The following is a 24,856-nucleotide window of genomic DNA, read 5'->3' on the forward strand; positions in this document are numbered from 1 at the left end:
TCGGTAATTGCGCGGCAAGTTCAAGAGCCCCCTCACCCCAGCCCTCTCCCCCAGGAGAGGGAGCCGACCGAGTTGCAGACCAAAATCATCAACTGCACGTCTTGAGTCGAACTCAAGTCCTGAAGACCATGAAGATCTGCTCCCTTCACAGTCGTACGCGATTTCAGGAGGCATGAAGATCTGCTCCCTTCCCCCTCGCCCCCTTGGGGGAGAGGGTTGGGGTGAGGGGGTAAGCTCTTGATCTTCGCTTCACCCGCGACCGTCCGTAACGCCACCGAAACTTTCCCGCCCCCGCCGCAGTCATCACAGAACATCGGCAACACGAGGACTTTCTACGGGAGGATGGGATGGCGACGATTCACATCGGTATTTCAGGCTGGCGCTACGCCCCGTGGCGCGGGGATTTCTACCCGAAGGGACTGGCGCAGAAGCGCGAATTGCAGTTCGCCTCCCGCGCGGTCAACAGCATCGAAATCAATGGATCGTTCTACGCCCTGCAACGCCCCGAACGTTACGCCCAGTGGTACGCCGAAACGCCCGATGACTTCGTGTTCAGCGTCAAGGCGCCGCGCTTCATCACCCACGTGCGCCGCTTGCGCGAAATCGAAAAGCCGCTGGCGAATTTCTTTGCCTCGGGCGTGCTGGAGCTGAAGGAAAAACTCGGGCCGATCCTCTGGCAGTTTCCGCCGAATTTCAAATTCGACGCCGAGCGCTTCGATCACTTTCTTGCGCAACTGCCCCACGATACCCAAGCCGCAGCCGCCCTCGCCCGCCAGCACGACTCGCATCTTCCCGGCCACGCCAGCGTCAAAGCCTGGCGCAAGAAACCGCTGCGCCATGCGGTGGAAATCCGTCATGAAAGTTTCATCGATCCGGAATTCGTGCGCCTGCTCAAACGCCACAACACCGCGCTGGTCATTGCCGACACCGCCGGCAAATGGCCGTACCGCGAAGACCTCACCAGCGACTTCGTCTATCTGCGCCTGCACGGCGCCGAAGAGCTCTACGCCAGCGGTTATTCCGAGCAAGCGCTCAAGCGCTGGGCCGAGCGCATCGACGCCTGGCATCACGGTAAACAGCCAGAGGACGCCCACCTGATAGCCCCACGCCTGAAACCCCGTGCGCGCAAATCCCGCGAAGTGTTCTGCTACTTCGACAACGACATCAAAGTCCGCGCGCCCTACGACGCACGCAACTTGTTGCAGCGCTTGGACCTCGACAAAGACCTCGCCACAACTCCCGGGCAAGTCGCCGCAGAAGGAGTTCTGTCATGAGCATTCCCGAACCGGTCGGTTTCACCGACGAAGGCTCCGTGGTTGCGCCCTCGGTGCGCACCTTCACCATACTGACGGTCAACACCCACAAGGGCTTCACCGCGCTGAACCGGCGTTTCATCCTGCCGGAGCTGCGTGAAGCGGTGCGCAGCGTCGCCGCCGACGTGGTTTTTCTGCAGGAAGTGCACGGCACTCACGAGCAGCATCCGAAACGCTACGACAACTGGCCGACGATGCCGCAATACGAATTTCTCGCCGACAGCCTCTGGCCGCAGTTCGCCTACGGGCGCAACGCGGTGTACCCGGCGGGCGATCACGGTAATGCGCTGCTGTCGAAATTCCAGATCATCCGCCACGACAACCTCGACGTGTCGATCAGCGGCCATGAAAACCGCGGCCTGTTGCATTGCGTGCTGCGCCTGCCTGGCGACGGCACCGAAGTGCACGCGATCTGCGTGCATCTGGGCCTGCGCGAGAGCCACCGCAACGCGCAACTGGATCTGCTGATGCAACGTCTCGCCGAATTGCCCGCCGATGCCGCGGTGATCGTCGCTGGCGATTTCAATGACTGGCGCCAGCGCGCCGATGCGCAGCTCAAGCCCTGTGGCCTGCGCGAAGTGTTCGCCGAGCAGTACGGCAAACCGGCGCGCAGTTTTCCCGCGCGGCTGCCAGCGCTACGACTCGACCGCATCTACGTACGCAACCTCAAGGCCAGCCGGCCAAAAGTATTGACCAACCGGCCCTGGTCCCACCTTTCCGACCACGCACCGTTATCGGTGGAGATTGAACTATGAACAGTGCGCCACTGGAAAAATCTGCCGTCGACCCGGTCCCGCTGAATCCGCCGGTGCGCGAGCCCGGCCACGTTGACGTCGAGTATCAATGGCACAGCAATAACCGCGTAGAGCTGCTGGAGAACGGCGAGGAATATTTCCCCCGCGTGTTCGAAGCGATGCGCGCAGCCAAGAGCGAGATCCTGCTGGAGACCTTCATCGTCTTCGAAGACAAGGTCGGCGCCGAGTTGCAGCAGATCCTCATCGAAGCCGCCCAGCGTGGCGTGCGCACCACGGTCAGCCTCGACGGCTTCGGCTGTGGCGAGCTGAGCACTGGCTATCTGTCGGCCTTGAGCGATGCCGGCGTGCACTTGCAGATCTTCGATCCGGCGCCAAAACATTTGGGCATACGCACCAACTGGTTCCGCCGCTTGCACCGCAAGATCGTAGTGGTCGATGGTTTGATCGCGTTCATTGGCGGGATCAATTTTTCCGGCGATCATCTGGCCGATTTCGGCCCCGAAGCCAAGCAGGATTACTCGGTGGAGATCCAGGGCCCGGTGGTCGCCGATATCCATCACTTCGCCCTGCTGCAAAGCGGTCGCCCCGGGCGCGCGCGGTTCTGGTGGCAACGCCGGCGCCAGCGTCTGGAGGAAATGGCCTTCACCGATCACGACGGCCAGGTGCGCCTGGTGTTCCGCGATAACGATCAACACAACACCGATATCGAAGACGTCTATCTGCAGGTGCTGCGCAAGGCCAAGCGCCGGGTGATCATCGCCAACGCCTACTTCTTTCCCGGCTACCGTTTGCTGCGCGAAATCCGCAACGCCGCCCGCCGTGGCGTCGAGGTGCGGCTGATCCTGCAAGGCCAGCCCGACATGCTCGTAGCCAAACTGGCGGCGCGCATGACCTACGATTATCTGCTGCGTGCCGGCGTGCAGATTCACGAATACTGCCAGCGCCCGCTGCACGGCAAGGTCGCGCTGGTCGACGATGACTGGAGCACCGTGGGCTCGAGCAATCTCGACCCGCTGAGCCTGTCGCTGAATCTGGAAGCCAACGTGCTGATCCGCGACCGCGCGTTCAATCAGCACCTGTACGAACGCCTCGAAGATCTCAGCCAGAACCACTGCAAAGCCATGGACGCCAAACTGTTGCCGCGCGGGCGCATCTGGCACATGACCGTGGGCTTTCTGGTGTTTCACTTCCTACGGCACTTCCCGGCCATGGCCGGTTGGCTGCCGGCGCATAAACCGCGTCTGAAGCCTTTCCGAGGTGCGCGTCCATGAGTCATTCCGAAGTCCATTCCGATAGCCATTCGGCACAAGCGGCGCCGTCGAAATGGAGCCGCTGGAAACGTCCGCTGACCATCCTGTTTTTTCTCGCGCTCATCGTCCTGTTGACGATGTTCGCTACGCGCATCGAATGGGCCGAGGTGCTGGAGACCCTCGCCGATTTCAAGGTGCGCACGCTGATCATCGCCGCCAGCCTGACGTTGCTGAGCTTTCTGGTGTACGCCAGTTTCGACCTGATTGGCCGCACCTACATTCGTCAGGACCTGACCTGGAAGCAGATCCTGCCGGTGGGCATCATCAGCTACGCCTTCAACCTCAATCTCAGCGCCTGGGTCGGCGGCATCGCCATGCGTTATCGCTTGTATTCGCGGCTGGGCGTGAGCAAAGGCAACATTGCCAAGATTCTCGGCCTGAGCCTGGCAACCAACTGGTTCGGCTACATGACCATCGCTGGCGTAGTGTTCAGCAGCGGTCTGGTGACGATGCCGCCGGGCTGGAAACTCAGCAGTTCGGCCTTGCAACTGGTCGGGGTGTTATTGCTGCTGGTCAGCGCCGGCTATCTGGCGGCGTGTCAGTTTTCCAAACGCCGCGAGTGGTCGATTCGCGGCGTGGAAATCAACCTGCCGTCGCTGCGCATGGCGGTGCTGCAATTGCTCTTGGGCGCGTTGAACTGGTCGCTGATGGCGGCGGTGATCTTCACTCTGCTGCCAAGCAAACTGGATTATCCGCTGGTGCTTGGGGTGCTGTTGATCAGCGCGATTGCCGGGGTCATTACGCACATTCCGGCGGGGCTGGGTGTGCTGGAGGCGGTGTTCGTGGCGCTGCTGCAGCACGAGGCGTCGCGCGGCAGTCTGGTCGCGGGATTGCTGGCGTATCGGGCGATTTATTTTCTGCTGCCGCTGTTGATCACGGTGGTGATGTATCTGGTGGTGGAGGCCAAGGCAAAGGCACTGCGAATCGAGAAGAAACCCACACATTAGAATCAAGATCAAAAGATCGCAGCCTTCGGCAGCTCCTTGTATGTTCCCCACACACCAGCATGAATGAGATCTAAGCTCGCTGGTGCGACATACGAAGATGTGTTTCTGGGGGAGACCGATCGCTCCTTAAGGCAGGACTTGCTCCTGACCTTGTATGTAGAGAGGTCCCCCCGCCTCATTGCCCACCACGAAGAGTATCGAGAAGCCGACGAGTCGGACTTCGCATTACAAGGTTGCAGTGGCATGAAGTTCGAGGTCAGGGGAACCAGGAAGCATTTTTAACTCAGTTCTCTTGGAGTTGAAAGCATGAACATGCACGTCGGCTTGGATGTGGGATCTCGCACTACAGCGATGGGCTGGCGCAATGGCGGCCGCTTTGCAGGTCAGTGCAATATCGACCAGACACCGGCGGGGCGCAAAGCTGCTGTCGGCAAATTGCTTGAGCTCAAGCCTATGTCTGTGGTGATGGAAGCCACAGGAATCTACTATCTGGACTTGGCCATGGAGCTCGCTGCGGCGGGTTTGCCAGTCTCGGTTATCAATCCGAAGAGTTTTCACAACTTTGCAAAACTGATGCTGAAAAACAGCAAAACGGACGCAATCGATGCCCAGTTATTAGCTGAGTACGGCGAACGCATGAGCCCAAGGTTGTGGACGCCGCCCACTTCAATACAGCTTGAGCTACGCGCTATCGGTCGCCACATCAATCGTTTGACGGGTCATCGCACCCGCGCCAAAAACGAGCTGCATGCACTAAAAGCCACTCAAACAACTCTTCTGATGCTGATTGAAGACGAAGAAGAAGCCATCAACGCCTTTGACAAACGAATCGAGCGTTTCCGACTAGCGGGTCGTGCATTGATCGACAACTGCCCAACGTTGAGCGCCCAGTTCGCCCACATGATCGCCGCCCCTGGCATGGGTGAGATCTCAGTATTTGCGGCGCTGGCTGAACTGACGACCTTACCGGTAACGCTCAAGTCAGCGCAGGTCAGCCGCCATGCCGGACTCGATGTCCGACTCACGCAATCAGGCACCAGCATTGATAAACCCGGCCGGATAAGTAAGGGCGGCAATGCCTATTTGCGATCAGCGATGTACATGCCTGCGCTGACCGCCATACGTTGCGACCCGAACGTTAAAGCGTTTTACGAAGCCTTGGTGGCTCGAGGAAAGAGGAAGATGCAGGCTATTGTCGCAGTCATGCGCAAATACCTGACCGGACTATGGGCCTGCATGCGGGCAGGCGAAGACTTCAGTACAGCCAAGCTTTTTAGCGATAAACACACCCAAAAAGCTTGACCGTGAACAGAGTATCTACATTTGAAATGCGTTCAACCTGTGGGAGCGAGCCTGCTCGCGAAGGGGCCGGTACATGCGACAGATCATCTGGATTGGATAATGCTCAACCGCTCCCCCACCACCATCTCGGTAATCCAGTCCACCAGGATCGAGGTGTAGGCCTGCTGCGAAACTGGATCACTCAATGCGTGATCGGCGCCATCAATAATCCGATGAGTCAATGAGTGAGTCTGCTGACATGCGGCGCGGTAACTCATGATCGTCGCGTGGGGCACGAAGTCGTCGGTTTCCGATTCCACCAACAGCACGTCGCCCGTGAATTGCGAACAGGCATGCAGGGCGCGATTGCTGTCGGCGCGCACCAGCGTGCCGCGATAATCGCGCAGGTCGGCCTTGTCCAGATCGCGTTTGGGCGTGTGCCATTGCTCGTCGCGGTACAGCGCCGGTACGCGCAGCGCCAGCCAGCGCACCGGGCGCAGTGACGTCAGGATCGAGGCCAGATAGCCGCCATAACTGGTGCCGACCACGGCGATCGCCGAAGTGTCGAGGGCCGGGTGCGCCAGCAGGCGATCGTAGGCCGCCAGCAAATCACGCAGATTGTCTTCACGGGTCACCCGGGTCAGCGGAATTCCTGTGCCGCCGGTGTGCCCGCGCAGGTCGAAGGTCAGGCATACGCAACCCAGGCCGGCGATGCCTTTGGCCCGCTCCAGATCACGTTCCTGACTGCCGCCCCAACCGTGAACAAACAACACCCCCGGGACTTTCGATTTGGGACTGAGAAAGGTCCCGCTCATCTGTTCGTCATCAATGTCGATTTGAATGCATTCGCTTCTAGCCGTCATAGGATTGGACCGTCACATATTTGAGAAGAAATGCGCTGTTTTCCGCCGGGCCGCGATAGACCTCGATGGCGTCCGCCGGCAGCGCCTGATCGATGTAGGTTTCCACCGACGACACACGGATGGCGCGCATCTGTGGATCGTTGACGAAGCTCTGCAACGCGGCCACTTCAGCGCTGCTGGCACCGCCCATGCGCCAGGATTGTTCGAGCACGCCGCTGCGCGGGTTGCCGCTGGCGTCGAGGCCTTGGGCGATATCGTAATTGCGCCGCGAGGCGAAGAAGTGCGGGTAGGCTTCGTTGGCGGCGCTGTCGAAGACCTGTGCCTGTTCGATGGCCAGACGCACATCATCAGGCAGATCCAGCGCGAGCAATTGGTCATAGCCCCCTTGCACCACCAGCAGATTCGAACCGCCGTAGACCTCTTCGCCCAGGCCGTCCTCGGTCAAGTATTGATCACCGCAGTAGCTCAACACTTTGCCGCCGATGAACGACTGGCCGACGCTGTGGGTGACGACGTTGCTCAAGTCCTGCTCCAGCACTACGCCGTCGCTGAACAGGCTTTGCGCCTCGGGCCGCGCGAGGATCTCATCGAACGCGTCGAGGCTTTTGATCACTTCCTGACCGCGACCGGCGCAAGCGTGAATCGGCTTCAAGCGAATCGGCCCGGCGTACAACAGATGCTCGGCGGCGGGCCGTGCATCTTCCAGGGCAAATACGCTGAGACCGTCGAGCACAACGTTGCGCACCCGCTCCGAAAACAGCGGCGACCAGCCCTGCGGCGCGTGCGCCAGATGACTGCGCAAACCGTGGCTGATAGCTTTGGTGCAGATGAAATCGTATTCGACGTAACCGCCCCACAAGTCATCGGGGCCTTTGATGCCCAGCGCTTGAGCGTGGGCGGCGCCAACGATGGTTTGTGTCGGCAGCAGATACAGCTCGCGGCCCTGATGTTTGGCCGGATCGTAACTGCCGCCGAATTTGCAGCCGAGAATCTGCGCCAACCAGCGCGCCAGAGCCTTGTTGGTCTCGACTTCATGTTGCGGCGCCTCGGCACGCACCGAATGGGCCACGACGATTTTGTTGCTGGGTGTCGGGGTCATGCGTTCCCCTTGCATCAGTCGATGGGTTCACTCAGGGAAATTGCAGAGATCAGGCCAATGAGCAATCGGCCGCAATCGCCCGGTTAACAGGCGTTTGCCAGATAAGTGCTGGCATCACGCCTGTTTCAAACTGCACGACAGCGCGCAAAACTCCGGCAAATTGCACGATCCGTGGTCCTGTGCAAAAACCTGTGGGAGCTGGCTTGCCAGCGATGGCGGTGGATCAGTCACCTGTTTTGCAACTGATTGATCGCATCGCTGGCAAGCCAGCTCCCACAGGGTTACTCCAGTGCCCAGGCTACCGCGTCAGACCAAACCGCCCACGGTAATCACTCGGCCCCAGCCCGGTGATCTTCTTGAAGATCGAACGAAACGCGCCCGGATCCTGATAGCCGACAGTCCAGGCAATGTGGTCGATCGTGCCATTGGTGAACTCGAGCATTTCCCGCGCCTTGCCGACCCGCAGGTGCTGGCAGTACTCGGTCGGTTTCAAGCCTGTCGCGGCGCGGAATCGGCGCAGGAAAGTACGCTCTTCAAGTCCCGCACGCTCGGCCATTGCCGTCAGCGAAACATCCGTCGCCCCGGTGCTTTGCAGCCAGTGCTGGACCTTGAGAATCGCCGCGTCGCCATGGCTGAGGATCGGTGCGAAATTGCTTCCGCATTCACTGGCGCTGTCGCTGTGTTCCATCACCAGAAAACGCGCGGTCGCGGTGGCGATGCTCGGGCCGAGCAAGCGATCGACCAGGCGCAACCCCAATTCCGACCAGGCCATCAGCCCGGCCGTGGTGATCAGGTCGCCGTCGTCGACAATCGGCGTGTCGGCCTTCAGCTTGATCTTCGGGTAACGCTCGGCGAAAGCCTGGGCCGAGGTCCAGTGGGTGGTGGCGCTGCGACCGTCGAGCAAGCCGCTTTCGGCGAGCATCAACGAGCCCACACAGACACCACCAAGCGTTGCGCCGCGCGCATGCTGATCGCGCAGCCATTGCGCAAGACTCACGGTCATCTGCGCCGCATCGAACCCGCCGAGGGACGGCGGAATCAGCACGGCGAGCAAAGCGCCTTCGGCACCGGGATGACTGTCATAGACCCGCGCCGGCAACTGCTCGCCATCGACCTGCCAGTGACTGACTCGCAGCACGGGCAATTGCACAGCCTGATACTCGGCAGCGATGCGATTGGCCACGGCGAACAGGTCGGTCAGACCGTGCACCGCCGCCAGTTGCGCGCCGGGGTAAATCAGCACGCCCAGTTCAGCGGTGGCGGCTCTTTGTGCAGCCATTGTCAGTTTTCCCCCGTCTATTGTCGGTGCGGCCAATCCTCGAATCCTCGGCCAGCGCCAATACTGAGGCCACACCCAATCACCGTCTCGAGGACAATCCCATGGCCAAGCAAGCGCTCATCGTAGTCGATATCCAGAACGACTACTTCCCCCAAGGCAAGTGGCCGCTGGTCGGCGCCGACGCCGCTGCCGATAATGCCGCACGGCTGATCGCAGCCTTCCGCGAAACGGGCGATCCGGTGGTGCACATTCGGCATGAATTCACCTCCGACGATGCGCCTTTTTTCACTCCCGGCTCCGAAGGCGCGAAACTGCATCCGAAAGTGCTCAACCGCGCCGACGAGCCGGTGGTGCTCAAGCACTTCGTCAACTCGTTCCGTGAGACTGAGCTGAAATCGGTGCTCGACGAACACGGCATCACCGACCTTGTGGTGGTCGGCAGCATGAGCCATATGTGCGTCGATGGCATCACCCGCGCGGCGGCGGACATGGGGTATGCGGTCACGGTGATTCACGATGCCTGCGCCAGCCGTGACCTTGAATTCAACGGCCTGACGGTGCCGGCCGCCCATGTGCACGCAGCATTCATGGCGGCGCTGGGTTTTGCCTACTCCAGCGTGGTATCGACTGAGCAGTTCCTGCACAGCAACGCCTAGCAACAACAGCGCAATCCACAGGCCCGCCGCGTTGCGGGCCTTTTTGCGTCTGTCATGAAAATCTCACGCGTGAGTCATTGATGGCACTTTGCATTGGTTGTAGTGTGGCCCACGCGTGAGACGCTCATAACCGGATTCCAGCCATGACAAGCCGCACTCCGACGCCTGCCGCAGCCAGCCCCAAGGGCGAACGTGGCAAGACGTCCGCGAAAAAACCGTCGAGCTTCTACATGAAGCAGATGCGCGCAGGCCTGGCCGCCGCCGGTTATGTGAAACACGAAACTTGGGTGCTTCCGGAAAACCGAAGCTTGCTCAAGCAAATGGAGCAACAGCTACGCCAACCGATTCTGGCTGGCTCTTTCATGTCGGAGAAATACATGAGCGCAGGCAACAACTGGACCATCGACAGCCTCTTCAATGCCCTCAAGGCGCTGGACGAGGTGGCTTCCCAAGAGATTTCGCTGTCCCTGATCCAGAGCTCCGAGCCGAGCATCAAGCTGGAAATGAACGAATTCGGCGGCCTGCCGATTCACATCGCCCTGGCCGGCCAGCAGATCATCGTCGACACCGTGCTGGTGGACATCGATTCGATCAGCAATGTCCAGGCGTTCAACGATGCCGTGCTGCGCAGCCGCGAGATGTTCCCGCTGTCTTCGATCGGGATCGAATCGATGCCGAACGGGCAGACCGTCTACAACATGTTCGGCGCGCTCAGTGCTGATTCGAGCCTGACCAACGTCGTCACCGAGGTGAAAACCCTGGTCGACAACGTGCAGCGCGCCAGCGAAGCCTTCGAACACTTCTTCAAGTAATCAACAGGGAATATCCAATGACTCAGTCCATCTGGAGCAAGTTGTTCACCGCACTGCGCGGCGGCGCCAATGAAGTCGGCGAAGCCATCGCCGACCAGCAGGCCCTGCGCATCCTCGATCAGGAAATCCGCGACGCGGACACCGCGCTGTCCAATGCCCGCCGCGAACTGGTAACGATCATGGCCAAGCACAAACTGGCCGCCGACCGCGTCAGCGAATACGACGCCAAGATCAAGGACCTCGAAGCCAAGGCTGTGGCCGCGTTGAATGCCGGCCGTGAAGACCTGGCGCTGGAAGTGGCCGAAGCGATTTCGACCCTGACCAACGACCTCGCTGCCGAGAAGAAACTCAGCGATGAATTCGGCGCCTACGCCGACAACATGCGCAAAGACATCAGCAAAGCCGAATCGCGGATCAAGAGCCTGCGCCAGCAAGTGGACATGGCCAAGGCCCGCGATAGCGTGCAGAAAGCCCAGGTCAGCGCCTCGATTGCCAGCGGCGGCGCCAACGGCAAACTGGAAACCGCGGTCGGCACCCTGAACCGCCTGCAAGCCAAGCAGCAGCAACGCGCTGCCGAGCTGAGCGCAGCGGACGAACTGGCCGACGCCTCTACCGGCAACGACCTGGAACGCAAACTGCGCGACGCCGGCATCACGCCGAACGAAGGCAGCGCCAATGCGATCCTTAAGCGCCTGAAGCAGAAGTCCGCGCAGTAATGACTGAACGGTAACTTGTGGGAGCGAGCCTGCTCGCGAAAGCGTCGTGACAGTCAAATAATCGAGTGACTGACACAACCCATTCGCGAGCAGGCTCGCTCCCACATGGTTTTGCGGCGTAATTGCCCCTGCTCGTTCACCGCTTCGCCCGTTACACTACCGCCACTTTTTCACCCGAACACCTCCACCCGCTTCAAGGAACGTACCCATGGGATGGTTTAAAGACTTGCTCGGCACCAGCAATTGGCAGACCGCTGCGCCAACGACCACCGCCGCCAGCGGTCCGCTGGGCATGGCACAAGGCAAAGGCGTGCGCTTCGACACGACCCTGGCGTTGCTGCTGGAAGGCTCGACTTCGGTGCGGGTGCCATTCGATCAAGCGGTGTGGAGCGCCGGCTGGGTCGATCTCGGCCAGTCCAACAAACTGCATCGCTATTACATGAACGACGAGGATTTCTGGGTGCAGATCCACGTCACCGGCGATGATCAGGTCGAGTCGGTCACCCTGTTCAATTACATCAGCTATGTGACGGTCAACAGTGACGCCGAACTGCAGCGTCTGGCCGGCCCCAACAGCCTGATCGGTCTGCCGACCTACCACCACGACGTTGTTGAATACACCCGCGAATGGGGCACCGAACTGCATCAGACTGAACTGGTGCCAATGACCGAACACGTGGTCAATCCGGACGAGTCCTACACCATCAAGCACCACGCCATGCTGTATGCCCGCGACACCGGCCTGACCGATCGCCGCGAACTGCTGCTGTTCTCCGTCGAACAGGACGAAGAAGGCACCGTCAGCCTGAGCACTTCGCTCGGCATCTCGCTGTACACGACTGATTTGAGCGCCATCTAAAAAAGGAAGTTTTTCATGCTGGAAGTCTTGGCCGTTTCTCTGAACAAAACCGCGCTGGTCGGTTTTGTCGTCTACCTGATCGGCGCCGTGTTGCTGTTCATGCTGTTTCAATTCGTCTACACGCGCATCACCGCGCACAAGGAATTCGAGCTGATCCGCGCCGGCAATACTGCCGCCGCCATTGCCCTGTCCGGGGCGATCATCGGTTTCGCGATTCCGGCGAGCAACGTGATCGCCTACTCGGTCAACGTGCTCGACTTCGTCCTCTGGGCGGTCATCGCCGCCGTCGTGCAGCTGTTGGCGTTCGTTGCGACCGGGCTGGTGCTCAAGGGCACGTCCCAGCGCATCGCCAACGGCGAAGTGGCGGCCGGCATCTATGTGGCTGCCGTGGCGATCAGCGTCGGCATGCTCAATGCCGCGTGCATGACCCCGTCCCACTGACCGGCAGGAAGCCTCTCGATGAAACGCAGCAAATACGTGCAATTGTCCCTCGCCGCATCGGTGGCGATGGCGATTTCCGGTGAAGCAGCGGCGCTGGATCAGCCGCGCAACTTCCAGAGCGTTGAACAGTGTGTCGACGCCGAATTGGCCGCCGATCTCTGCTCCAGCGCCTACGTCGCCGCCCTGAACGAACACCGGCGCATCGCCCCGGCCTACAACGACAAGGCCAAGTGCGACGCAGACTTTGCCGCTGGCTGGTGTCAGAAAAATTCCGATGGCCGTTTCGTGCCGAAACTCGGCGGCTTCAAAGTGCCGGGCAATGCCGAGACGCCGCAGGATCTTGATGCCATCGCCAATTCGCAAATGCCGGCGGGAGACACCACGAGCAGCAGCGCCAGCCACGGCGGCTCGCACTATTCCGGTGGCTCAGGTGGTGGCGGCAATGGCTGGCTGACCGGCTGGCTGATCGGCAACGCAATGAGCAACAACGCCGAACGCACCGTTTACCGTGATCGCGAAACGCGCCAGCCGTACAACACCTCAACGCAGTACCGCCGAGCTGACACAACCTCGCGCAGCCAGTCGGATTACGAGAGCAGCAAGAGCAAACCGGTGAACGTTGCGTCGTCGACTTCGCGCGGCGGTTTCGGCAGCCAGTCGAGTGCCCGCAGCGGTTGGGGTGGCTGGGGCAGCAGTTCCGGACGCTCGAGCAGCTGACATGAAAAAGATCCACTGCGCCGAGCGCCCCGACTGGAAACACACCGCCGAAAGCCTCGGTTTCCTGTTCCACACCATCGACGACGAACCGTACTGGGACGAAAGCGCCTACTACCAGTTCAGCCTCGCGCAAATCGAAAACGATCTCGAAGACCCGACCACCGAACTGCACGAGATGTGCATGGACCTGGTGGATCGCGTCGTCAACAGCGAGGAGTTGCTCGATCGCCTGAGTATCCCGGCGGCGTACTACGACATGGTCCGCACCTCCTGGCGCGAGGGTCATCCGCATCTGTACGGTCGCATGGACTTTTCCTACAGCGGCAGCGGTCCGGCGAAACTGCTGGAGCTCAACTACGACACGCCGACCAGCCTCTACGAGGCAGCGGCGTTTCAGTGGGGCTGGCTGGAACAATGCATCGAACGCGGCACCTTGCCCCGGCATGCCGACCAGTTCAACAGCATCGACACCAAGCTGCATCAGGCCTTCGCCGAGTTGCAGTTGAAGCGGCCGTTCTACTTTGCGTCGATGAAGGACTCGGTCGAGGACAAAGGCACCACCGATTACCTGCGGCTGATCGCGGAAAAGGTCGGCATCGAATCACGCCACATCGATATCGAAGACATTGGCCTGACGGCTGAAGGTCGTTTCGTCGATCTGCAGGATCGCTGGATCCCGCACCTGTTCAAGCTGCACGCCTGGGAATTCATCTTCCACGAGCCGTTCGGCGCAGCGATCGCCGAATGCGATACGCAGTTTTTCGAACCGGCGTGGAAGGCGATTCTGTCGAACAAAGGTGCCCTGCCGCTGCTGTGGGAATTGCACAAGGGACATCCGAATCTGCTCGCTGCGCACCTTGATCCGAATCCGCAGAGTGCGGTGCCGAAGGGCTGGGTGCGCAAGCCGTACTTTTCCCGCGAAGGTGCCAACATCGAACTGCAAACAGTGGAAGGTCTGATCGTCAAAGAGGACGGGCCTTACACCGATGCGCCATTCATCCTGCAGGAGTTCGCACCGCTGCCGAAGTTTGGCGACAGCTACACGCTGATTGGCTCGTGGGTGATTGGCGATGAGGCAGCGGGGATTGGTGTGCGTGAAGACAATAGTCTGATCACCAAGGATTCAAGTCGATTTTTGCCGCACCTGATCCTCGACTGAAACAATTCCTCATGTAGGAGCTGACGAGTGCAACGAGGCTGCGATCTTTTGATCTTCAGAAGCAACATCAAAAGATCGCAGCCTCGTTGCACTCGTCAGCTCCTACGGGTGATAGGGGTCGCGCTGAAATTGCCTCACAAAAAAGGCCCGTCGTTTAAGCGACGGGCCTTTTTCATTCAAGACGGTTACAGCGGCAAATCAGAACGGAATATCGTCATCGAAGCTGTCGAAATCCGGAGCCGGTTGCGGTGCGGCCTGCTGCGGTGCTTGCGGAGCCGAACGCTGCTGTGGAGCCGACTGCTGCGGGCGCGGTGCCTGCTGACGTGGCGCCTGCTGCTGGTAGTTGTTGCCGCCGCCTTGCTGGTCGCCCTGTTGTGGACGGCCGCCGAGCAGTTGCATGGTGCCTTGCATGTCGACCACGATTTCAGTGGTGTAACGCTTGATGCCGTCCTTTTCCCACTCGCGGGTCTGCAGCTTGCCTTCGATGTAGACCTGCGAACCCTTGCGCAGGTATTCACCGGCGATCTCGGCAACCTTGCCGAACATCGACACACGGTGCCACTCGGTTTTCTCGACCTTCTGACCGGTCTGCTTGTCGGTCCATTGTTCGCTGGTGGCCAGACTCAGGTTGGTCACGGCATTACCGTTAGGCAGGTAGCGAACTTCGGGATCCTGGCCGCAAGTGCCGACCAATATGACTTTGTTAACCCCACGGGCCATAACGTTCTCCTAAGCGTCGCACGCAGCCCCGGCCGGGTTGTTGACCAGGCGTTCGAGGGTGGTGCGATCCACTAATTCTTTGTCCAGTTTGATGTAAACAGCCGCCTCTTCGGCGACTATCACTGCATCTGTTACCCCTACCAGGGCCTTGAGGCGCTCGACCAGACCCGCTTCGCGGATCGCTTCGGGCGACAACGGCAAGCGCAGGCTCGTCACGTAGGGAGGTTCGCGCATGGTAACAGCAAAGGCCAGCCAAAGTGCAGCCAGCGCGGCGCATCCGAGGAACACAACCGACAGACCGCCATGCTGGAACAACCAGCCGCCGAGTATCCCGCCGAGTGCCGAACCGAGGAACTGGCTGGTGGAGTACACGCCCATGGCCGTGCCCTTGCCGCCTGCCGGTGAAACCTTGCTGATCAGCGACGGCAACGATGCCTCGAGCAGATTGAACGCGGTGAAAAACACCACCGTACCTATCACCAGAGCACGCAGGCTGTCGCCGAACTGCCAGAAGAATAGTTCAGTCAGCATCAATGTCATGACGGCGCCGAGCAAAACTCGTTTCATTTTGCGTTTCTTCTCGCCGTAGATAATGAACGGGATCATGGCGAAGAACGAAATCAGCAGCGCGGTGAGGTAGACCCACCAGTGCTGTTCCTTGGGCAGACCGGCTTTTTCCACCAGTGCCAGCGGCAAGGCCACGAAGCTCGACATCAACATGGCATGTAACACAAAGATGCCCAGATCCAGGCGCAGCAGGTCCGGGTGTTTGAGCGTCGGCATCAGTGCCTGCCGGGCGACGCCGGACTCACGGTGCTGCAACGGCCCGGTGGATTGCGGCACCATGAACATGATGATCAGGATGCCGACCAGCGCCATGGCGCCAGTGGCGAGGAACAGCCCGGACAGCCCGAACGCACTGGTCAGTAACGGCCCGACCACCATGGCCACGGCAAACGACAGGCCGATGGTCATGCCGATCATCGCCATGGCTTTGGTGCGATGCTGCTCGCGGGTCAGGTCGGAAAGCAGCGCCATCACCGCTGCGGAAATCGCCCCGGCGCCCTGCAGGATCCGCCCGGCGATCACACCCCAGATCGAATCGGCCTGGGAAGCCAGAACACTGCCGAGAGCGAACACGATCAGGCCGAGGTAGATCACCGGCCGGCGACCGATGCGGTCGGAAATGATCCCGAACGGAATCTGGAAAATTGCCTGGGTCAGACCGTAAGCGCCAATCGCCAGCCCGATCAGGGCCGGGGTCGCTCCCGCCAGATCCATGCCATAGGTCGCCAGCACCGGCAACACCATGAACATGCCAAGCATACGGAAGGCGAACACCAGGGCCAGACCGCTCGCCGCGCGGGTCTCGCTGCCACTCATGCGTTCGCTGTGGGGATCGTGCATGGAAAAACCTCGTGTGAACCGGCGGCGATTCTACCAGTCCCATCGGAAGACGGGGTATATCGCGACGCTATGACGCGTATAGATGAAACTCTCTTCATGAACGGCAAAACGCCCTTCGTTGGATAGTGTGCATCCATCCAGTATTTGCCCGTATACTCCTACGTTTTCGACGCCCGCCAAGCGAGGCCACTTTGGACAAGATCCTGATACGTGGGGCCCGTACCCACAACCTGAAGAACATCGACCTGACCCTGCCACGGGACAAGCTGATCGTCATCACCGGCCTGTCCGGATCCGGCAAGTCGTCCCTGGCGTTCGACACGCTGTATGCCGAAGGTCAGCGCCGCTATGTCGAATCGCTGTCGGCTTACGCTCGGCAGTTCCTGTCGATGATGGAAAAACCCGACGTCGACACCATCGAAGGCCTGTCGCCGGCGATCTCCATCGAACAGAAGTCGACCTCGCACAACCCGCGTTCCACGGTCGGCACCATCACCGAAATCTACGACTACCTGCGCTTGCTCTATGCCCGCGTGGGTACGCCGCGTTGCCCGGATCACGACATTCCACTGGAGGCGCAGACCGTCAGCCAGATGGTCGATCTGGTGCTGGCGCAGCCGGAAGGCAGCAAACTCATGCTGCTGGCGCCGGTGATCCGCGAACGCAAAGGCGAACACCTGTCGGTCTTCGAAGAATTGCGTGCGCAAGGTTTCGTCCGCGCTCGGGTCAACGGACGCATTTGCGAGCTCGACGAGCTGCCGAAGCTGGATAAACAGAAGAAGCATTCGATCGATGTGATCGTTGACCGCTTCAAGGTCCGCGCCGATCTGCAGCAGCGCCTCGCCGAGTCTTTCGAGACTGCGCTGAAACTCGCCGACGGCATTGCCCTGGTCGCGCCGATGGACGACGAGCCCGGCGAAGAAATGATCTTCTCCGCACGCTTCGCCTGCCCGATCTGCGGCCATGCGATCAGCGAGCTGGAACCCAAGCTGTTTTCCTTCAACAACCCGGCCGGCGCCTGCCCGACCTGTGATGGCCTGGGTGTGAAGCAGTTCTTCGACATCAAGCGTCTGGTCAATGGCGAGCTGACCCTGGCCGAGGGCGCGATCCGTGGCTGGGACCGGCGCAACGTCTATTACTTCCAGATGCTTGGCTCACTCGCCTCGCACTACAAATTCAGTCTGGACAAGCCCTTCAACGACCTGAGCGCCGAGCAGCAGAAGTTCATCCTGCACGGCAGCGGCTCGCAGAACGTCGACTTCAAATACCTGAACGACCGTGGCGACATCGTCAAACGCTCGCACCCTTTCGAGGGCATCGTGCCGAATCTTGAGCGACGCTATCGCGAAACCGAATCGGCGAGCGTGCGCGAAGAGCTGGCCAAGTTCCTCAGCCATCAGGCCTGCCCGGATTGCCGTGGCACGCGTTTGCGCCGCGAAGCCCGGCACGTCTGGGTCGGTGAGAAAACCCTGCCGGCAGTGACCAATCTGCCGATCGGCGATGCCTGTGAATACTTCGGTGCGCTGAAGATGACCGGTCGGCGTGGCGAGATCGCTGACAAGATTCTCAAGGAAATTCGCGAGCGTCTGCAGTTCCTGGTCAACGTCGGACTCGACTATCTGTCGCTGGATCGCAGCGCGGACACGCTCTCCGGTGGCGAGGCGCAACGGATTCGTCTGGCCAGCCAGATTGGCGCCGGCCTGGTCGGCGTTCTGTATATCCTCGATGAACCATCCATTGGCCTGCATCAGCGCGACAACGATCGGCTGCTCGGTACGCTCAAGCATTTGCGCGATATCGGCAACACGGTAATCGTGGTCGAGCATGATGAAGACGCGATTCGTCTGGCTGACTATGTCGTCGATATCGGCCCGGGCGCCGGTGTGCACGGCGGGCAGATCGTTGCCGAGGGCACGCCGGACGAAGTCATGGCACACCCTGACTCGCTGACCGGCAAATACCTGTCCGGCCGGGTGAAGATCGAAGTGCCGGCCAAACGCACGCCGCGCAACAAGAAGCTCAACCTGTCGCTCAAAGGTGCGCGCGGCAACAATCTGCGCAATGTCGATCTGGACATCCCGATCGGCTTGCTGACTTGCGTGACTGGCGTATCCGGTTCGGGCAAATCGACACTGATCAACAACACGCTGTTCCCGCTGAGCGCCACGGCGCTCAATGGTGCGACCACGCTGGAAGCGGCCGCACATGACAGCATCAAAGGTCTGGAACATCTCGACAAAGTCGTCGACATCGACCAGAGCCCGATCGGTCGTACGCCGCGCTCCAACCCGGCGACCTATACCGGGCTGTTCACGCCGATCCGCGAACTGTTTGCCGGCGTGCCCGAGTCGCGCTCCCGGGGTTACGGCCCGGGGCGTTTCTCGTTCAACGTCAAGGGCGGTCGCTGCGAAGCGTGCCAGGGCGACGGCCTGATCAAGGTGGAAATGCACTTTCTGCCGGACATCTACGTGCCCTGCGATGTGTGCAAGAGCAAGCGCTACAACCGCGAAACCCTTGAAATCAAGTACAAGGGCAAGAGCATCCACGAGACCCTCGAAATGACCATCGAGGAAGCTCGGGAGTTCTTCGATGCAGTGCCGGCACTGGCGCGCAAGCTGCAAACGCTGATGGATGTCGGCCTGTCCTACATCAAGCTCGGGCAGTCGGCGACGACCCTGTCCGGCGGTGAAGCACAGCGGGTCAAGTTGTCGCGCGAGCTGTCCAAACGCGATACCGGCAAGACCCTGTACATTCTCGACGAGCCGACCACCGGCCTGCACTTCGCCGATATCCAGCAGTTACTCGATGTTCTGCATCGTCTGCGCGATCACGGCAACACCGTGGTTGTCATCGAGCATAACCTCGATGTGATCAAGACCGCTGACTGGCTGGTGGACCTCGGTCCTGAAGGCGGTTCCAAAGGCGGGCAGATCATTGCCACCGGTACGCCGGAGGAAGTTGCCGAGATGAAGCAATCTCACACCGGCCATTACCTCAAGCCACTGCTGATCCGCGATCGGGCGTAACTGCCAGGCATGAAAAAGCCCCTGTCACCGTTGAAGTGCCAGGGGCTTTTTTGTAACCGTCGTAATCAGGACGCGTGGGATTGCAGGTAGTTCTCGAGACCGATCAGCTTGATCAGGCCCAGCTGCTTTTCCAGCCAGTAGGTGTGATCTTCTTCGGTGTCGTTGAGCTGAACCCGCAGTATTTCGCGGCTGACGTAGTCTTTGTGTTGCTCGCAAAGTTCGATGCCTTTGCACAGCGCAGCGCGGACTTTGTATTCGAGGCGCAAATCAGCTTCGAGCATCGTAGGCACGGTGGTGCCGACATCCAGATCATCCGGACGCATGCGCGGCGTGCCTTCGAGCATCAGAATCCGCCGCATCAACGCATCGGCGTGGCCGGCTTCTTCTTCCATCTCGTGGTTGATGCGCTCGTAGAGCTTGGTGAACCCCCAGTCCTCATACATCCGCGAATGAACGAAATATTGGTCACGCGCGGCCAGTTCGCCGGTCAGCAACGTATTGAGGTAATCGATTACATCTGGGTGGCCTTGCATCGCCCTACATCTCCCTTCCTGAAAGTCTGTAGTTTGAACCAACCTGACCGGAAGGTCACTCGCTTCGCGCAATAAAAGCGAAGATATTCTGAGAAAAGCGGGCCAAATAACGCAAAAACCGCCCAAATGAGGGCGGTTCTGCTTCTCGTTTAGACTACGTTAAGCTGTCAGTTGAGCAGCTCTGCGATTGCTTCTCCATACGCTGGATCGGCTTTGTAGAAATGCTGCAACTGGCGATCGACGACGTCGCTGGAAACACCCGCCATTGCGCCGGCAATGTTGCTGACCAGCAGCGCTTTTTGCTCTTCGCTCATCAAGCGGAACAAGGCACCGGCATGGCTGTAGTAGTCGGTGTCTTCGCGGTGATCATAGCGATCAGCGGCACCACTCAAGGCCAGCGCTGGCTCCACGTAATGCGGCGCTTGCTTCGGCGACTCAACGTAGCTGTTCGGTTCATAGTTCGGCGCCGCGCCGCCATTGCTGCCGAACGCCATAGAGCCGTCACGCTGATAAGTATTCACCGGGCTGCGCGGAGCGTTCACCGGCAATTGCTGGTGGTTGGTGCCCACACGGTAGCGGTGCGCGTCAGCGTAGGCGAATACGCGACCTTGCAGCATGCGGTCTGGCGACAGACCCACGCCTGGCACCATGTTGCTCGGGCCAAACGCAGCCTGCTCGACTTCAGCGAAGTAGTTAAGCGGGTTGCGGTTCAATTCCAGCTCACCAACTTCGATCAACGGAAACTCCTTCTGCGACCAGGTCTTGGTCACGTCGAATGGGTTCTCGTAATGAGCCGCCGCCTGGGCTTCGGTCATGATCTGAATGCACACGCGCCATTTCGGGAATTCACCACGCTTGATCGCTTCGAACAGGTCACGTTGCGCATAGTCCGGGTCGGTACCGGCCAAACGGGCGGCCTCGGCTGGTGCCAGGTTCTTGATGCCTTGCTGAGTCTTGTAGTGCCACTTCACCCAGTGACGCTCGCCCTTGGCGTTGATCAGGCTGTAAGTGTGACTGCCGAAGCCATGCATATGGCGATAGCCGTCAGGGATGCCACGATCAGAAAACAGGATAGTGACCTGGTGCAGCGCCTCAGGCGAATGCGACCAGAAATCCCACATCATCTGCGCGCTTTTCAAGTTGCTTTGCGGCAGACGCTTTTGCGTGTGGATAAAGTCCGGAAACTTCAGCGGATCACGGATGAAGAACACTGGCGTGTTGTTGCCAACGATGTCCCAGTTGCCTTCCTCGGTGTAGAACTTCAAGGCGAAGCCGCGCGGATCGCGCTCAGTGTCGGCCGAACCACGCTCGCCACCTACGGTAGAAAAGCGCAGAAAGGTTGGCGTTTGCTTGCCTACCGATTCAAACAGCTTGGCACTGGTGTATTCCGTGATGTCACGGGTGACGGTGAACGTACCGTAAGCGCCCGAACCTTTAGCGTGGACACGGCGCTCGGGAATGTTTTCACGGTTGAAGTGCGCGAGTTTTTCGATGAGATGGAAATCGTCGAGAAGCAGCGGACCGCGTGGGCCGGCGGAACGGGAATTCTGGTTATCAGCGACTGGCGCGCCACTGGCGGTTGTAAGCGTCTTGGTCTGGCTCATGCGGTCTTCTTCCTCTGTCAGTCTTGAACTGCCGGCTAATGGGCTTGGCGGGAAGTATTGATCATCGACGTTACAGCTACAAATTCATTAACCTGCAAGCATCGATAGATAATTACTAATTATGTTTTCCCGGCACATAGTGGCAGTTCAACCATGTCAGAAACTTGTATGGACGGCGCATTTCTTACAGACACAAAAAACCGGGCACTAGGCCCGGTTTTTCGTTTCAGACTGACGTCTTACTCGGCGGATACAGCTTCGCCAGCAGTAGCACGATCAACCAACTCGACGTACGCCATAGGCGCGTTGTCGCCAGCGCGGAAACCGCACTTGAGGATGCGCAGGTAGCCACCCTCACGGGTAGCGTAACGCTTGCCCAGGTCGTTGAAGAGCTTACCAACGATAGCTTTCGAACGAGTACGGTCGAAAGCCAGACGGCGGTTAGCCAGGCTGTCTGTCTTGGCCAGAGTGATCAGCGGCTCGGCAACGCGGCGCAGTTCTTTGGCTTTTGGCAGAGTAGTTTTGATCAGCTCGTGCTCGAACAGCGACACCGCCATGTTTTGGAACATGGCCTTGCGGTGCGAGCTGGTGCGGCTCAGGTGACGACCACTTTTACGATGACGCATGGTTCATTCCTTACCAAACACTACGTTCGGTGATTACGACGATCAGGCAGTCGCCTTGTCGTCCTTCTTAAGACTTGCAGGCGGCCAGTTGTCGAGGCGCATGCCGAGGGACAGACCGCGGGAGGCCAGAACGTCCTTGATTTCAGTCAAGGATTTCTTGCCCAGGTTCGGAGTCTTCAACAGCTCTACTTCGGTACGCTGAATCAGGTCGCCGATGTAGTAGATGTTTTCCGCCTTAAGGCAGTTAGCCGAACGTACAGTCAGTTCCAGATCGTCAACCGGGCGAAGCAGGATCGGATCGATCTCGTCTTCCTGCTCGACAACCAGCGGCTCACTTTCACCTTTGAGGTCGACGAACGCAGCCAGCTGCTGTTGCAGGATGGTTGCAGCGCGACGGATAGCCTCTTCAGGATCCAGGGTACCGTTGGTTTCCAGATCAATAACCAGCTTGTCCAGGTTGGTACGCTGCTCGACACGGGCGTTTTCCACCACGTAAGCGATACGGCGAACCGGGCTGAACGAAGAGTCGAGCTGCAAGCGACCGATGCTGCGGCTTTCGTCTTCATCGCTCTGACGCGAGTCGGCTGGTTCATAACCACGACCACGAGCTACGGTGAGCTTCATGTTCAGGGCGCCGTTAGACGCCAGGTTAGCGATTACGTGATCGGGATTAACGATCTCGACATCATGATCCAGCTGAATATCGGCAGCGGTAACCACCCCCGAACCCTTCTTCGACAAGGTCAGCGTAACTTCGTCACGACCGTGCAGCTTGATGGCCAGACCTTTAAGGTTCAACAGGATTTCAATTACGTCTTCCTGTACACCTTCGATGGCGCTGTACTCGTGGAGCACACCGTCAATCTCGGCCTCGACTACTGCGCAGCCGGGCATTGAGGACAACAGGATGCGGCGCAGCGCGTTGCCCAGGGTGTGGCCAAAACCACGCTCGAGAGGCTCGAGAGTGATCTTGGCGCGGGTTGGACTGACAACCTGCACATCAATGTGGCGGGGTGTCAGGAACTCATTTACCGAAATCTGCATGGATGCACCTATTTTCTAGCCCTTACTTGGAGTAGAGCTCGACAATCAGGCTTTCGTTGATGTCGGCGGACAGATCACTGCGAGCAGGAACGTTCTTGAAAACGCCCGACTTCTTCTCAGTGTCTACTTCTACCCATTCTACGCGGCCACGTTGGGCACACAGATCGAGAGCTTGGACAATGCGAAGCTGGTTTTTTGCTTTCTCGCGAACTGCAACCACGTCACCAGCACGAACCTGATACGACGGAACGTTTACGGTCTGACCGTTAACGCTGATCGACTTGTGCGATACCAGTTGACGGGATTCGGCACGAGTCGAACCAAAGCCCATACGGTATACAACGTTGTCCAGACGGCATTCGAGCAGTTGCAGCAGGTTTTCACCGGTTGCACCTTTCTTGCCAGCAGCTTCTTTGTAGTAGCCGCTGAACTGACGCTCGAGAACGCCGTAGATACGACGGACCTTCTGCTTCTCACGCAGTTGGGTGCCGTAGTCGGACTGGCGACCGCGGCGCTGGCCGTGGATACCAGGTGCTGCTTCAATGTTGCACTTCGATTCGATCGCGCGCACGCCGCTCTTCAGGAAGAGATCGGTGCCTTCGCGACGAGCGAGTTTGCATTTTGGACCAATGTAACGAGCCATTCTTTACAATCTCCTGGATTACACGCGGCGCTTCTTCGGCGGACGGCACCCGTTGTGCGGGATTGGCGTCACGTCGGTGATGCTGGCGATCTTGTAGCCACAGCCGTTCAAAGCGCGGACTGCGGATTCACGACCTGGACCTGGACCCTTGACGTTGACGTCGAGGTTTTTCAGGCCGTATTCCAGCGCAGCTTGACCAGCACGTTCAGCAGCTACTTGAGCAGCGAACGGGGTGGACTTGCGGGAACCGCGGAAACCCGAACCACCGGAGGTAGCCCAGGAAAGAGCGTTACCTTGACGGTCGGTAATGGTCACGATGGTGTTGTTAAAAGATGCATGGATGTGGGCGATGCCATCAACCACTGTCTTTTTAACTTTTTTACGAGGACGAGCAGCAGGTTTTGCCATGATTAAATTCCTGTCGATTCGCTGGGGCGATTACTTGCGGATCGGCTTACGCGGACCTTTACGGGTACGCGCGTTGGTCTTGGTACGCTGACCGCGTACTGGCAGACCACGACGATGACGCAGACCGCGATAGCAACCGAGGTCCATCAAGCGCTTGATTTTCATGTTGATTTCGCGACGCAGGTCACCTTCAGTGGTGAACTTCGCCACTTCGCCACGCAGCTGTTCAATTTGCTCGTCGCTCAGATCTTTGATCTTTGCTGCTGGGTTTACCCCAGTCACTGCACAGATCTTCTGCGCAGTAGTGCGACCAACACCATAGATGTAGGTCAGCGAGATAACAGTATGCTTGTTATCTGGAATGTTAACGCCTGCAATACGGGCCATTCAGTGGGACTCCAATTGACAGCTACCTACGCCCCGGAAGCCAAGAAATAGGGCGCGAGATAATATCGCTGTAATAACAAATAATCAACCCGGTAGCGCACTAGCTACCGGGCTTGAAGCACAATCACACTCAGCCTTGGCGCTGTTTGTGACGCGGTTCCGCGCTGCAAATTACTCGAACAACACCTTCGCGGCGAATAATCTTGCAGTTACGGCACAGCTTTTTCACCGATGCACGAACTTTCATCACC

General features: G+C 59.2%; 26 protein-coding genes. 13 read left to right on the forward strand and 13 right to left on the reverse strand.

From position 1 onward, the window contains the following. Positions 1 to 347: 347 nt before the first annotated feature. From AB4O45_RS09950 to AB4O45_RS09970, 5 genes are all read left to right on the forward strand, one after another. Positions 348 to 1,274, forward strand: a complete 927-nt coding sequence (locus tag AB4O45_RS09950; protein ID WP_056790764.1) for a DUF72 domain-containing protein — start codon at positions 348 to 350, stop codon at positions 1,272 to 1,274. After that, entirely contained in the window at positions 1,271 to 2,068 is a 798-nt protein-coding gene (locus tag AB4O45_RS09955; RefSeq protein ID WP_315435966.1) for an endonuclease/exonuclease/phosphatase family protein, read from the forward strand. The genes AB4O45_RS09950 and AB4O45_RS09955 overlap by 4 nt, the downstream gene beginning before the upstream one ends. Then, a complete protein-coding gene (clsB, locus tag AB4O45_RS09960) occupies positions 2,065 to 3,339 on the forward strand; it encodes a cardiolipin synthase ClsB (RefSeq protein WP_016772961.1) in 1,275 nt (424 codons plus the stop codon). The genes AB4O45_RS09955 and clsB overlap by 4 nt, the downstream gene beginning before the upstream one ends. Further along, a complete protein-coding gene (locus AB4O45_RS09965; RefSeq protein ID WP_122611007.1) occupies positions 3,336 to 4,325 on the forward strand; it encodes a lysylphosphatidylglycerol synthase domain-containing protein in 990 nt (329 codons plus the stop codon). The genes clsB and AB4O45_RS09965 overlap by 4 nt, the downstream gene beginning before the upstream one ends. Before the next feature lie 306 nt (positions 4,326 to 4,631). After that, entirely contained in the window at positions 4,632 to 5,627 is a 996-nt protein-coding gene (locus tag AB4O45_RS09970; protein WP_460066159.1) for an IS110 family RNA-guided transposase, read from the forward strand. 83 nt (positions 5,628 to 5,710) lie between these two features. Here the strand turns inward: AB4O45_RS09970 and AB4O45_RS09975 are convergent, their stop codons facing one another. The 3 genes from AB4O45_RS09975 to AB4O45_RS09985 form a co-directional block, all read right to left on the reverse strand. Next, entirely contained in the window at positions 5,711 to 6,469 is a 759-nt protein-coding gene (locus AB4O45_RS09975) for an alpha/beta hydrolase family protein (RefSeq protein WP_073475756.1), read from the reverse strand. Next, positions 6,459 to 7,568 carry a DUF3182 family protein gene (locus AB4O45_RS09980; RefSeq protein WP_315435967.1) on the reverse strand — a complete coding sequence of 370 codons (1,110 nt, stop codon included), beginning with the start codon at positions 7,566 to 7,568 and terminating at the stop codon, positions 6,459 to 6,461. The genes AB4O45_RS09975 and AB4O45_RS09980 overlap by 11 nt, the downstream gene beginning before the upstream one ends. 298 nt (positions 7,569 to 7,866) lie before the next feature. Continuing rightward, positions 7,867 to 8,847, reverse strand: a complete 981-nt coding sequence (locus AB4O45_RS09985; RefSeq protein ID WP_460161362.1) for a GlxA family transcriptional regulator — start codon at positions 8,845 to 8,847, stop codon at positions 7,867 to 7,869. Positions 8,848 to 8,948: 101 nt separating this feature from the next. Between AB4O45_RS09985 and AB4O45_RS09990 the strand changes: the two genes are divergently transcribed. From AB4O45_RS09990 to AB4O45_RS10020, 7 genes are all read left to right on the forward strand, one after another. Then, the gene (locus tag AB4O45_RS09990; RefSeq protein ID WP_460161363.1) at positions 8,949 to 9,503 is read left to right on the forward strand and encodes a cysteine hydrolase family protein; all 555 of its coding nucleotides are present in this window, start codon (positions 8,949 to 8,951) and stop codon (positions 9,501 to 9,503) included. 230 nt (positions 9,504 to 9,733) lie between these two features. Beyond that, positions 9,734 to 10,315: a YjfI family protein gene (locus AB4O45_RS09995; protein WP_225914461.1), complete on the forward strand. Its 582-nt coding sequence runs from the start codon at positions 9,734 to 9,736 to the stop codon at positions 10,313 to 10,315. Between the two features lie 17 nt (positions 10,316 to 10,332). After that, positions 10,333 to 11,031 (forward strand): PspA/IM30 family protein, encoded by a 699-nt coding sequence (locus AB4O45_RS10000; protein ID WP_460161364.1) that lies wholly within the window; start codon positions 10,333 to 10,335, stop codon positions 11,029 to 11,031. A 208-nt stretch (positions 11,032 to 11,239) separates the two neighbouring features. Next, positions 11,240 to 11,890, forward strand: coding sequence for a DUF2491 family protein (locus AB4O45_RS10005; protein WP_460161365.1), 651 nt, complete (start codon positions 11,240 to 11,242; stop codon positions 11,888 to 11,890). 15 nt (positions 11,891 to 11,905) lie between these two features. Further along, positions 11,906 to 12,331, forward strand: a complete 426-nt coding sequence (locus AB4O45_RS10010) for a DUF350 domain-containing protein (protein ID WP_016772952.1) — start codon at positions 11,906 to 11,908, stop codon at positions 12,329 to 12,331. A gap of 18 nt (positions 12,332 to 12,349) precedes the next feature. Continuing rightward, complete coding sequence (locus tag AB4O45_RS10015; protein WP_056790788.1) at positions 12,350 to 13,048, forward strand: DUF1190 domain-containing protein; 699 nt, start codon at positions 12,350 to 12,352, stop codon at positions 13,046 to 13,048. 1 nt (position 13,049) lies between these two features. Next, positions 13,050 to 14,207, forward strand: a complete 1,158-nt coding sequence (locus AB4O45_RS10020; protein WP_460161366.1) for a glutathionylspermidine synthase family protein — start codon at positions 13,050 to 13,052, stop codon at positions 14,205 to 14,207. A gap of 198 nt (positions 14,208 to 14,405) precedes the next feature. Here AB4O45_RS10020 and AB4O45_RS10025 read toward each other — a convergent pair whose 3' ends face one another. Beyond that, a complete protein-coding gene (locus AB4O45_RS10025; RefSeq protein ID WP_041477666.1) occupies positions 14,406 to 14,927 on the reverse strand; it encodes a single-stranded DNA-binding protein in 522 nt (173 codons plus the stop codon). A gap of 9 nt (positions 14,928 to 14,936) precedes the next feature. After that, positions 14,937 to 16,334 carry an MFS transporter gene (locus AB4O45_RS10030; RefSeq protein ID WP_041477665.1) on the reverse strand — a complete coding sequence of 466 codons (1,398 nt, stop codon included), beginning with the start codon at positions 16,332 to 16,334 and terminating at the stop codon, positions 14,937 to 14,939. 191 nt (positions 16,335 to 16,525) lie between these two features. Here AB4O45_RS10030 and uvrA point away from each other — a divergent pair, with 191 nt between their 5' ends. Then, complete coding sequence (gene uvrA / locus AB4O45_RS10035) at positions 16,526 to 19,360, forward strand: excinuclease ABC subunit UvrA (protein ID WP_039761937.1); 2,835 nt, start codon at positions 16,526 to 16,528, stop codon at positions 19,358 to 19,360. Between the two features lie 65 nt (positions 19,361 to 19,425). Here uvrA and bfr read toward each other — a convergent pair whose 3' ends face one another. The 8 genes from bfr to rpmJ form a co-directional block, all read right to left on the reverse strand. After that, a complete protein-coding gene (bfr, locus tag AB4O45_RS10040; protein WP_016772947.1) occupies positions 19,426 to 19,893 on the reverse strand; it encodes a bacterioferritin in 468 nt (155 codons plus the stop codon). A 167-nt stretch (positions 19,894 to 20,060) separates the two neighbouring features. After that, the gene (locus AB4O45_RS10045) at positions 20,061 to 21,497 is read right to left on the reverse strand and encodes a catalase (RefSeq protein WP_315435969.1); all 1,437 of its coding nucleotides are present in this window, start codon (positions 21,495 to 21,497) and stop codon (positions 20,061 to 20,063) included. 239 nt (positions 21,498 to 21,736) lie between these two features. Then, positions 21,737 to 22,123: a 50S ribosomal protein L17 gene (gene rplQ / locus AB4O45_RS10050; RefSeq protein WP_003176402.1), complete on the reverse strand. Its 387-nt coding sequence runs from the start codon at positions 22,121 to 22,123 to the stop codon at positions 21,737 to 21,739. Between the two features lie 42 nt (positions 22,124 to 22,165). Next, positions 22,166 to 23,167 (reverse strand): DNA-directed RNA polymerase subunit alpha, encoded by a 1,002-nt coding sequence (locus AB4O45_RS10055; RefSeq protein WP_016772946.1) that lies wholly within the window; start codon positions 23,165 to 23,167, stop codon positions 22,166 to 22,168. A 22-nt stretch (positions 23,168 to 23,189) separates the two neighbouring features. Then, on the reverse strand, positions 23,190 to 23,810 hold the full coding sequence (rpsD, locus tag AB4O45_RS10060; RefSeq protein WP_003176404.1) for a 30S ribosomal protein S4: 621 nt from the start codon (positions 23,808 to 23,810) through the stop codon (positions 23,190 to 23,192). Positions 23,811 to 23,828: 18 nt separating this feature from the next. Beyond that, on the reverse strand, positions 23,829 to 24,218 hold the full coding sequence (rpsK, locus tag AB4O45_RS10065) for a 30S ribosomal protein S11 (RefSeq protein ID WP_002555466.1): 390 nt from the start codon (positions 24,216 to 24,218) through the stop codon (positions 23,829 to 23,831). A 30-nt stretch (positions 24,219 to 24,248) separates the two neighbouring features. Further along, entirely contained in the window at positions 24,249 to 24,605 is a 357-nt protein-coding gene (rpsM, locus tag AB4O45_RS10070; protein ID WP_003186020.1) for a 30S ribosomal protein S13, read from the reverse strand. Positions 24,606 to 24,735: 130 nt separating this feature from the next. Continuing rightward, a complete protein-coding gene (rpmJ, locus tag AB4O45_RS10075; RefSeq protein WP_002555468.1) occupies positions 24,736 to 24,852 on the reverse strand; it encodes a 50S ribosomal protein L36 in 117 nt (38 codons plus the stop codon). Positions 24,853 to 24,856 lie beyond the last annotated feature (4 nt).

Source organism: Pseudomonas sp. S2_B10 (assembly GCF_054668425.1).